This is a genomic window from Maridesulfovibrio sp. FT414, assembly GCF_050916235.1.
Lineage (GTDB): Bacteria > Desulfobacterota > Desulfovibrionia > Desulfovibrionales > Desulfovibrionaceae > Maridesulfovibrio.
This window is the reverse complement of record NZ_CP104854.1, coordinates 312,406-324,301: the sequence shown is the minus strand read 5'-3', so window position 1 is coordinate 324,301 and position 11,896 is coordinate 312,406. Positions and strand designations below refer to the sequence as shown.

Genomic DNA, 11,896 nt, shown 5'->3' with positions numbered 1-11,896 from the left:
GGGCTGCATGAGTGTTCAACCTTGCACCAGGGTTCCGATTGGCTTCGCAAGGTTTTTTCTTACTCGGTGAGGTTATCATTAAAATCTCTTAAGGAGCTTACTTAATGGCTAAGAACATGAAAACTATGGATGGTAACACAGCTACCGCTCACATTTCCTATGCAATGAGCGATACTGCAGCCATCTATCCCATCACTCCTTCATCCACCATGGGTGAAGTTGCAGAAGAGTGGGCAGCGCAGGGCCGTAAAAACATCTTCGGTCAGGTACTCAACGTAAAACAGCTTCAGTCTGAAGCCGGTGCTGCCGGTGCTGTTCACGGTGCTCTTGCTGCTGGTGCACTTACTTCTACCTACACTGCATCCCAGGGCCTCCTGCTCATGATCCCCAACATGTACAAAATCTCCGGTGAACTTCTTCCCGGAGTTTTTCATGTTTCCGCCCGTGCTATCGCTGCACAGGCACTTTCTATCTTCGGTGATCACCAGGATGTAATGGCCTGCCGCCAGACCGGTTTTGCAATGCTGGCTTCCAGCTCCGTTCAGGAATGCATGGATATCGCACTGATTTCCCACCTCGCTGCAATTGAATCCAGCGTACCTTTCATGCACTTCTTCGACGGTTTCCGTTCTTCTCACGAAATCCAGAAAATCGAAGTCATCGATTACGAAGACATCAAGACTCTGGTTGACTGGGATGCTATTGCAGCTTTCCGCGCAAGAGGAATGAACCCCGAAAATCCCTGCATCCGCGGTACCGCTCAGAACCCCGATATTTACTATCAGGCCCGTGAAGCAGCAAACTCCTACTACAACCAGCTCCCCGGTGTAGTAGTAAGCTGCATGAAGAAAGTCGGTGACCTGACCGGCCGTTACTACAAGCCCTTCGACTACGTAGGTCACGAAGAAGCTGAAAGAGTAATCGTTGCCATGGGTTCCGGTTGTGAATGTATCGAAGAAGTCGTCAACAAACTCGTTGCCGCAGGCGAGAAAGTGGGTCTTATCAAAGTACGTCTGTACCGCCCCTTCCTTACCGATCACTTCCTCAAAGTTCTGCCCGCATCCACCACCAACATCACCGTACTGGACCGCACCAAAGAGCCCGGCTCCCTCGGCGATCCCCTGTACCAGGATGTTTGCACCGCATTCATGGAAAGCGGCATGAATCCCGTTGTTACCGCCGGTCGTTACGGCCTCGGTTCCAAGGAATTCCGCCCCAACATGGTTAAGGCCGTGTTCGATAATATGAAAGTTGCCGGTCCCAAGAACCACTTCAACGTTGGTATCGAAGACGACGTTACCTTTACTTCCCTTGAAGTAGGTCCCGAAATGGATACCACCCCTGAAGGCACAGTTCAGTGTAAGTTCTGGGGTCTCGGTGCTGACGGTACTGTCGGTGCAAACAAGCAGGCCATCAAAATCATCGGTGACAAGACTGACATGTACGCACAGGGGTACTTCGCTTACGACTCCAAGAAGTCCGGCGGTATCACCATGTCCCACCTGCGTTTCGGTCACAAACCCATTCAGTCCACCTACCTGGTGACCAGCGCAGACTTCATTGCCTGCCACAACTCCAGCTACGTGCATCAGTACGATCTGCTGGAAGGCATCAAGGAAGGCGGTACTTTCCTGATCAACTCACCCTGGTCCGCAGAAGACATGGAAAAGGAACTTCCTGCTTCCCTGCGCCGCACCATCGCTGAAAAGAACCTCAAGTTCTACACCATTGACGCGGTCAAGATCGCTGCAGCAGTAGGTCTTGGCGGCCGCATCAACATGGTTATGCAGACTGCGTTCTTCAAGCTTGCTGACGTTATTCCCTTTGAAGATGCAGTTGCCTACCTGAAGGATTCCATCAAGAAGGCATACGGCAAGAAGGGCGACAAGATCGTTAACATGAACGAGGCTGCTGTTGACCAGGCCATTGAAAATCTCGTTGAGATTAAAGTTCCCGAATCTTGGAAAAACCTCACTGAAGACGAAGCGGCCGTATCTGATGTTCCGGAATTCATCTCCGATGTAGTCCGTCCCATCCTGGCTCAGAAAGGCGACAACCTGCCTGTTTCCGCATTTGAGCCTGACGGCCTCTTCCCTCTTTCCACCTCTCAGTATGAAAAGCGCGGCGTTGCTATCAACGTTCCCGAATGGCTGCCCGAGAACTGTATCCAGTGCAACCAGTGTGCATTTGTATGTCCTCACGCTGCTATCCGTCCCGTACTTCTTACTGATGAAGAACTGGCGAATGCTCCCGAAACCTTCAAGACCGTCGATGCAAAGGGCAAGGAAGTTGCCGGCCTCAAGTATCGCATGCAGGTCTACACCCAGGACTGCCTCGGCTGCGGTAACTGCGCAGATATCTGCCCCGCCAAAGAGTCCGCCCTGGTTATGAAGCCCATTGCAACTCAGACTCCCACTGAAGTTCCCAACCTTGATTTTGCTCTGACCATTCCTGAAAAGGATGCCATCATGAGCAGAACTACCGTAAAGGGTTCCCAGTTCCAGCGTCCGCTGATGGAGTTCTCCGGTGCATGTTCCGGCTGTGGTGAAACCCCCTACGTTAAAGTTCTCACCCAGCTCTTCGGCGAACGTATGATCATCGCCAACGCAACCGGTTGTTCCTCCATCTGGGGTGCATCCGCTCCTACCACTCCTTACTGCACCAACAAGAACGGCCACGGTCCTTCTTGGGGCAACTCCCTCTTCGAAGACGCAGCTGAGTTCGGCTACGGTATCGAAATGGGTATCTCCCACCGTCGTGCAAAACTGGCTGACCTCGTGACCGAAGCTGTTGAAGCAGGCGTTCCCGCCGAGCTCGAAGCTGACATGAAGGCATGGCTGGAAAATAAAGATAACGCAGCTCTTTCTCAGGAATACGGACAGAAAGTCATCGACGGCATCTACTCCGTTCCTCAGACCGAACTGCTGGCTGAAATTGCCGAAATGGAAGACCTCTTCACCAAAAAATCCCTCTGGGTATTCGGTGGTGACGGATGGGCATACGACATCGGCTTCGGCGGTGTTGACCATGTTCTCGCTTCCGGTCGCGACATCAACATCCTGGTAATGGATACCGAAGTGTACTCCAACACCGGCGGTCAGTCCTCCAAGGCAACCCCGCTCGGTTCCATCGCCAAGTTTGCTGCAGGCGGCAAGAACACCGGCAAGAAAGACCTCGGCCGCATGATGATGAGCTACGGCTACGTTTACGTTGCATCCGTATCCATGGGTGCCAACAAGCAGCAGTTCATGAAGGCCATTCAGGAAGCAGAAGCTTACCCCGGTCCTTCTCTGGTAATCTGCTACGCACCCTGCATCAACCAGGGCATCAGAAAGGGTATGGGCAAGACCCAGCTCGAAATGAAGCTTGCAGTTGATTCCGGTTACTGGCCGCTCTATCGCTTCAACCCCATGCTCACAGAAGAAGGTAAGAATCCCTTCGTTCTGGAGTCCAAGGCTCCCGACGGAACCATGCAGGAATTCCTCGCAGGTGAAAACCGTTTCGGCCTGCTGGAGCGCATCAATCCTGAAGTCTCCAAAGAGTACCGCGCTAAAATCGAAAAAGATTATAACGACAGGTACGAAATCTTGAAATACATGGCTGACGCTGATTACAGCGAAAGCAAATAGCACCACCCGCCGTTCGGGGCAGGGCCTTTCACAGGGGGCCCGCCCCGGACACCCCTTACTGCGGATAGAAGGTGATCCGCAATGCGGAAAGAGGGGAGGGGAGTCGTTGTCAACTGACTCCAAAAAAAGTTGAGCCTAAGTCGTACTTATGTGGTATGGTGAAACAGTTTTCATCAGAGTGCGGCGAAACAATCAGTGATTCTTTTCTTTTTAAGGAGGAAACATGTCTGTAGGAATTCTGGCTATTGTAGCCCTCATCCCAATCGTTCTGGCTCTCGTGCTGATGGTCGGCATGCGCTGGCCCGCAACTAAAGCTATGCCCGTTGCATGGCTTTCCGCTGTTGCCGGTGCAATCGCCGTCTGGAACCTGCCCGCAGCTTATGTTGCAGCACTTACCGTACAGGGCATCATTACCGCTGTCGGTATTCTTATCATCGTATTCGGTGCAATCATCATTCTTTACACCCTGCAATACAGTGGTGGTATGGAAACCATCCAGTACGGATTCCAGAACATCAGCCGTGACCGTCGTGTACAGGTTCTGATCATCGGTTACCTGTTCGCAGCATTCATTGAAGGTGCTGCAGGTTTCGGTACTCCCGCAGCTCTGGCAGCTCCGCTGCTCCTCAGCCTCGGATTCCCCCCTCTCTGTGCTGTTGTAATGTGTCTGGTATTCAACTCCTTCCCTGTAACCTTCGGCGCAGTTGGTACCCCCATTATTCTCGGTATGAAATTCCTGACCGGTCTTGTTGACGCAGCAGTGGCTTCCGCAGCCCCCGGTCTGAACTTTCACTCCATGGAAGCTTTCAACGCGATTATCGGCCAGTGGTCCACCATTATGCACCTGCCCATGATCTACATCCTTCCCATCTTCATGCTCGGCTTCATGACCCGTTTCTTCGGTCAGAACAAGAGCTGGAGCGAAGGTTTCGGCGCATGGAAATTCTCTCTCTTCGCATCTACCGCATTTGCAGTTCCCTACATGTTCACCGCATGGTTTGTCGGCCCCGAGTTTCCTTCCCTCATCGGTGGTCTTATCGGTCTTGGTATAGCTGTCGTCGGTGCAAAGAAAGGTTTCTGCGTACCTGAAAAAACCTGGGATTTCGGTCCTGCTTCTTCCTGGGATTCCGAATGGACCGGTTCTGTTTCCGCTGAAAACACCGGTGAATTCAAGGCTCACATGAGCCAGGTTCGTGCATGGACCCCCTATGTTCTTATCGGCCTCATCCTGGTTGTAACCCGTATTCCTGATCTCGGCCTCAAAGGCATGCTTGCAGGCGTATCCATTCCCTTCAAGTCCATCCTCGGCTTCAAGAGTGTTAACGCATCCATCGCTTACCTGTACCTGCCCGGTACCATTCCTTTCTCCCTCGTTGCTCTGCTGACCATCTTCATCCACAAGATGCCCGGCGACAAGGCTGCAAAGGCATGGAAAGAAGCTTTCGCTAAAATGAAGAACCCCACTATCGCACTGTTCTTCTCCGTAGCTCTGGTTTCCATCTTCCGCGGTTCCGGTATCGCAGATGCCGCTCTGAACCCCAACGGTTACCTGTCCATGCCTCTGGCTCTGGCAGAAGCCGTATCCGGTCTTGCCGGTCAGACCTGGCCTGTTGTAGCATCCTTTGTTGGTGGTCTCGGTTCCTTCATCACCGGCTCCAACACTGTATCCGACCTGCTCTTCGCTGAATTCCAGTGGGGTGTTGCTTCCAGCTTGAACATGCCTCACCAGATCATCGTAGCAGCTCAGGCTGTCGGTGGTGCGATGGGTAACATGATTTGTATCCACAACATCGTTGCAGCAAGCGCAGTTGTTGGCCTCTCCGGTATGGAAGGTCAGATCCTCAAGCGTACCGTATGGCCCTTCCTCCTGTACGGCGCAATTGTAGGCGTGATCGCTACTGCAATGACATTCGTAATTTACCCCGGACTCTTCTAAATTAATTCCTTCCCCCCCAGGGCCGGAGACGGCTTCGGCCCTGGGTTTAATTTAGCCGGGTTTTCATAAGGCTAGTCTAAATATAAAGATTGTTTTACGTACAGGAGCAAAAAAACATGTCAAATGCAAAATTGGCAAAAGAATTTGAACAGATCGTCGGTGCTGAAGGTGTCATGCATGAAGAAGCTGACCTGCATGCATACTCTTATGACTCCGCAGTGCTCGATCCCCAGGTGCCTGCGCTGGTAATCAAGCCCACCAGCACCGAGCAGCTTGGCCCCATTACTGCCCTCTGTAACAAACACGGTCTTCCCATGACTGTTCGCGGTGCAGGAACCAACCTTTCCGGCGGAACCATTCCCCACCCCGGCGGAGTTGTGTGTCTGACCAACGGTCTTAACAGAATCCTCGAAATCAACGAAGAAGACCTTTACGCTGTTGTCGAACCCGGTGTTGTTACCGCTCAGTTCGCAGCTGCTGTTGCCAAGACTGGACTTTTCTATCCCCCGGATCCGGGTTCCCAGGCTGTTTCCACCATCGGTGGTAACGTTGCGGAGAACGCAGGCGGACTCCGCGGACTCAAATACGGCGTCACCAAAGACTACGTTATGGGCATCGACTTCTACGATGTAAACGGTGACCTCATTAAATCCGGTTCCCGCACCGTAAAATGCGTAACCGGCTACAACCTCGGCGGCCTCATGGTTGCATCCGAAGGAACTCTGGGTGTATTTTCCAACATCATCCTGAAGCTTGTTCCGCCGCCGAAGGCATCCAAAGCCATGATGGCAGTTTTCCCCAACGTTCAGACTGCTTCTGAAACCGTTGCCGCCATCATCGCCAACCACATTGTTCCCTGTACTCTGGAGTTCCTCGACAACTCCACCATCCGCTACGTTGACGACTACACCAAGGCCGGTCTGCCCCGTGAAGCAGGCGCAATCCTGCTCATCGAAGTTGACGGTCATCAGGCTGAAGTTATTGAAGACGCAGAAAAGGTCGTTAACATCTGTAAGAAGTGCGGTGCAAACGAAGTCAAGATGGCTGAAACCGCTGCAGAGCGTGAAGCTCTCTGGACTGCACGCCGCAACGCACTGCCTGCTCTTGCCCGTGCGAAACCGACTACCGTTCTCGAAGATGCAACTGTTCCCCGTTCACAGATTCCTGCAATGATGGAAGGTCTGAACAAGATTGCGGCCAAGTACAAGCTCGACATCGGAACCTTCGGTCATGCCGGTGACGGTAACCTGCACCCCACCATCCTTTGCGACAACCGCAACAAGGAAGAGTTCCATCGTGTAGAAGAAGCCGTCAACGAAATCTTCGAAGTTGCGATCTCCCTCAAGGGAACCCTCTCCGGCGAGCACGGCATCGGAATGGCAAAGTCCAAGTGGATGGAAAAAGAAACTTCCAGGGCAACTCTCGAGTACTCCCTGCGCATGAAGAGAGCTATTGATCCCAAGGGCATCCTGAATCCCAACAAGATTATCGGAGCACTGTAGGATGAATGATCTCAAGCAATTAGCTCAGAATCTCATGGAGCTGGACGACCAGATGGTCGCCTGCATGAAGTGCGGTATGTGCCAGGCCGTGTGCCCGGTATTCGCCGAAACCATGAAGGAAGCCGACGTAACCCGCGGCAAGATCGCCCTGCTCGAGAAGCTGGCCCATGAAATGGTCAAGGATGCGGATCAGGTCAACGAAAAGCTTAACAGATGTCTTCTTTGCGGCTCCTGTGCAGCCAACTGCCCCAGTGGCGTAAAGATCATGGACATCTTCATGAAGGCCCGCGTCATCGTAACCAGATATAAGGGACTTTCACCGGCCAAGAAGATGATCTTCAAGGGCCTGCTCACCCGTCCGAAGCTGTTCAACATGCTGACCGACATGAGTGCGAAGTTCCAGGGACCGTTTGCAAAGATCGCCGACCAGGCTGCAAACACCGCAAGCTGTGCGATGCTTAATCCGCTGCTCGGTGAACGTCACTTTAATCCTCTGGCAAAACGTCCTTTCCGGAAGGACTACCCTGAGGTTGATACTCCCCGCGGCGTGAGCGGCCTTAAGGTTGCTTTCTTCCCCGGATGTGTTGTGGACAAAATGTTCCCCAACGTAGGGCATGCAGCAATGAAGATCTTCAAGCACCACGGAGTAGGAGTGTTCCTGCCCAAGGGACAGGCCTGCTGTGGTATCCCGACTCTGGCTTCAGGCGACGCCGACACTATGGTCGAGCTTATGAAGCAGAATATTAAGGCCTTTGAAGGCGGAAGTTTCGATTATCTGGTGACTCCCTGTGCAACCTGCACAGCCACCATCCATGAGACATGGACAAAGATGATTGATAACGAAGATTCCGTTTTCAAGGAAAAAGTACAGGAACTGGCTGCGAAGACCATGGATGTTAATGCTTTCCTCGTGGACATCCTTGGTGTAAAGACACCAGCCGAGTCCAAGAAGGGCGGAAAGGTCGTTACTTATCACGATCCCTGCCACCTTTCGAAGTCTCTGGGTGTTTCCGCCCAGCCCCGCGCTCTGCTTAAGGCCAATGAAAGTTATGAATTCAAAGAGATGAACGAAGCCAACCGCTGCTGTGGCTGCGGCGGTTCCTTCAACCTTTACCACTATGACCTGTCCAAGAGCATCGGCCAGCGTAAGGCCAGGAATGTTCGTGATGCAGGCGCTCAGGTGGCTGCAACCGGCTGCCCCGCATGCATGATGCAGCTTGGGGACATGCTTTCCCAGTCCGGTGGTGGTGTTGAAGTCAAGCACGTTCTTGAAATATACGCAGACTCCCTTAAGTAAAATAGATATACGATAAAGTAGTCCAGAGTGGACTTCACTCTGGACTACTTTGCAGAAAAGCGTTTTTATGGGGATGGTTGGAAACGAATTTCGGGTTTGTAGGACCTTTTCAGTCAGGTCCGGCCCAAAAATCAATTAATGAATTTGCGTGAACTGTTTCATATCCGGCTCTGAAACCTTCCAGCTGTTTACGCATTACACAGGAGATAATCCCAGTGTCCAAAAACCTTTACATCACTGCCACCGAAGAGAAGAGCGGTAAATCTGCCATTGCTCTGGGCGTGATGCAGCTGCTGCTCAGAGACCTGCAGCACGTAGCCATCTTCCGACCCATCATTAATGATAACCAGACCGGCTCGCGTGATCATGACATCAATCTGATCATGAGCTACTTCAACCTGGATATCAATTATGAGGACACCTACGCCTACACTTTAAAGGAAGCCCGGGAACTCATCAACAGCGGCAAACACTCCCTGCTGCTGGAAAACATTCTCAACAAGTACAGTAAGCTTGAAGAGAAGTATGATTTCGTCCTTTGTGAAGGCACAGACTTTCAGGGCAAGGATCAGAACTTCGAGTTCGACATTAATGCTGAAATTGCCGCCAACCTCAGCTGTCCCGTACTCCTCGTTGCCAACGGGCGCGGCAAGTCTGCAGAAGACATCATCGCATCCACCCAGCTTGTTATCGATGCACTGGAAGACAAGGGCGTAGATACTGTTGCTGCCATCATCAACAGACTCACCGTTGATCCCGCTGAAAAAGCCGAGATCCTTTCCAGCATCAAATGCAAGACCAGATGCACTCAGGAACTTCTTGTTTACGGTATCGCCGAGAACGAATCTCTGGGCAACCCCAGCATGAACGATGTTCGCAAATGGCTCGGTGCTTCCGTACTTTACGGTCATGGAAGACTCGACACTCTGGTTGACGATTACGTAATCGCTGCCATGCGGATCGGAAACTTCCTTGAGTACATTGAGAATGGAAGCCTCATCATCACTCCCGGTGACCGCTCCGATATTATTCTGAGTTCACTCGCCTCCAGGCTTTCAACCTCTTTCCCGGATATTTCCGGAATTCTGCTTACCGGCGGACTGCAGCCCAGTGCCAGCGTCCACAGGCTGATCGAAGGGTGGACCGGTGTGCCCATTCCCATTCTTTCCGTAGACACCAACACCTATCGCACCACTCAGATTCTGAGTGAACTCTACGGAAGAATCGATCCCGAAGACCAGCGCAAGACAGCTTCTGCACTCGGTGCCTTTGAATCCCACGTCAAAACTGACGAACTCAGACATCGTTTGGTAACCAACAAGTCCAGCAAGGTTACCCCCAAGATGTTCGAGTACAAGCTGGTTCAGAAAGCCAAGGCCAACAAGCAGATCATCGTTCTGCCTGAAGGAACCGGTGAAAGGGTGCTTCGTGCAGCGGATATCCTTACCCGTCGCGGCGTTGCCGACATCGTACTGCTCGGAAATGCCAACGAAGTCGGAACCAAGATCTCCCAGCTCGGTCTGGAAATGAATGATGTACGTATCCTTGATCCTGAGTCTTCTCCTCAGTTCCAGGATTACTGTGAAACCTATTTCAAACTGCGCGAACACAAAGGCATCCGCATGTCCGATGCCCGTGACCGCATGCTTGATCCCACTTACTTCGCGTCTATGATGGTCTACAAAGGCCATGCGGACGGTATGGTTTCCGGTTCCATCACCACCACTCAGCAGACCATTCGCCCCGCATTTGAGTTCATCAAGACCAAGCCCGGTGCTTCCATCGTATCCAGCGTGTTCCTGATGTGCCTTAAAGACCGCGTTCTTGTTTTCGGTGACTGCGCCGTTAACCCGAACCCCAATGCGGAACAGCTTGCCGAAATCGCCCTGAGCTCCGCTCAGACTGCCAAGATCTTCGGTGTTGAGCCCCGTGTTGCTCTCATGTCCTACTCCACCGGTCAGTCCGGTAAGGGTGCTGATGTAGAGAAGGTCAAGGAAGCCGTCCGTATCGCCAAGGAACGCGCTCCCGAGCTGATGATTGAAGGTCCGCTGCAGTACGACGCTGCAATTGATCCTGACGTAGCCAAAACCAAGCTTCCCAACAGTGAAGTTGCCGGCCGGGCCACCGTGTTTATTTTCCCGGATCTTAATACTGGTAACAACACTTACAAGGCTGTACAACGCTCCGCCGAACAGTCTGTTGCTATCGGCCCTGTTCTCCAGGGTCTCAACAAGCCTGTTAACGACCTCTCCAGAGGTTGTACCGTACCGGACATCGTAAATACTGTAGCAATCACAGCAATTCAGGCTCAGGCCGAAAAAGGACTTATTTAAATGAAAATCTTAGTAATCAACGCCGGCAGCTCCTCTATCAAATACCAGCTTCTGGACATGAGCACCGGCAAAGACCTCGCATCGGGAATCGTAGAACGTATCGGCGAGGAAATGGGCAGCATCACTTACAAGACTGATTCTAAAATCGTTAATGAGCAGCCTTTCCCGACTCACAGGGAAGGTATGGTTGAAGTCATCAACATGCTTACCGATGCTGACAAAGGCGTAGTAAAAGACAAAGCTGAGATCGCTGCTATTGGTCACCGTATTGTTCACGGTGGTGAGCTGTTCTTCGAACCTGTTGAAGTAAACGCAGAAGTTCTGCAGGGCATTCGCGATTGTATTCCTCTCGCTCCGCTGCACAACCCCGGCCACGTTATCGGTATTGAAACCGCAATGGAACTCTTCCCTGGCGTAAGGCAGGCAGCGGTGTTCGACACCTCTTTCCATCAGACCATGGAACCCAAGGTCTACATGTACGGTATTCCTTACGAATACTACAAAGAATACGGCATCAGAAAGTACGGTATGCACGGTACTTCTCACAAGTATGTTGCCCGTGAAACTGCAAAGCTGCTCGGCAAGCCCCTTGAAGAGTGCAACATTATCACTGTTCACCTCGGCAACGGTGCTTCCATCTCCGCTGTTAAAAAGGGCAAGTGCTACGACACCTCCATGGGTCTTACCCCTCTCGGCGGTATTATCATGGGAACCCGCTGCGGTGACATCGATCCCGCGATTGTAGGCTTCATTGCAGAACGCAAGAACCAGAGCGCCAAGGAAGTTGTCGCAACCCTGACCAACGAAAGCGGTCTCAAGGGCATCTGCGGTTCCAACGACCTGCGCGACATTCATGCACGCATTGCTGAAGGCGACGAGCGTGCAGCCCTTGCTCTTGATATGGCATGCCACCGTGTTCGCCAGTTCATCGGAGCCTATGCTTTTGAACTCGGCAGCGTGGATGCAATCGTATTCACCGCCGGTATCGGCGAAAACGATCCCGAATATCGTGCGAGATCCCTTTCCGGTCTTGAAAACTTCGGTATCACCATCAATAAGGACAAGAACTTGAACTGGGATAGAACTCCCTCCTTTATCAGTGATGATGACGGCGCCGTGAAGGTTGCCATCATTGCCACCAATGAAGAGCTTGAAATCGCAAACGATACTGTCAAAGTTCTCGGACTGTAGAGAGTATT

General features: G+C 52.1%; 6 protein-coding genes. All 6 read left to right on the top strand.

Translation table 11 applies throughout. The annotated features are described in order from the left end of the window. Positions 1-104 precede the first annotated feature (104 nt). Positions 105-3,629 (top strand): pyruvate:ferredoxin (flavodoxin) oxidoreductase, encoded by a 3,525-nt coding sequence (nifJ, locus tag N7E73_RS01450; protein ID WP_432736991.1) that lies wholly within the window; start codon positions 105-107, stop codon positions 3,627-3,629. Positions 3,630-3,852: 223 nt separating this feature from the next. Continuing rightward, positions 3,853-5,565, top strand: coding sequence for an L-lactate permease (locus N7E73_RS01445; protein ID WP_432736990.1), 1,713 nt, complete (start codon positions 3,853-3,855; stop codon positions 5,563-5,565). 116 nt (positions 5,566-5,681) lie between these two features. After that, a complete protein-coding gene (locus tag N7E73_RS01440; protein WP_432736989.1) occupies positions 5,682-7,067 on the top strand; it encodes an FAD-binding oxidoreductase in 1,386 nt (461 codons plus the stop codon). 1 nt (position 7,068) lies between these two features. After that, a complete protein-coding gene (locus tag N7E73_RS01435; protein ID WP_432736988.1) occupies positions 7,069-8,364 on the top strand; it encodes a (Fe-S)-binding protein in 1,296 nt (431 codons plus the stop codon). A 215-nt stretch (positions 8,365-8,579) separates the two neighbouring features. Next, positions 8,580-10,697 (top strand): phosphate acetyltransferase, encoded by a 2,118-nt coding sequence (pta, locus tag N7E73_RS01430; protein WP_432736986.1) that lies wholly within the window; start codon positions 8,580-8,582, stop codon positions 10,695-10,697. Then, on the top strand, positions 10,698-11,888 hold the full coding sequence (locus tag N7E73_RS01425; RefSeq protein WP_432736984.1) for an acetate kinase: 1,191 nt from the start codon (positions 10,698-10,700) through the stop codon (positions 11,886-11,888). The last annotated feature ends 8 nt before the right edge of the window (positions 11,889-11,896 follow it).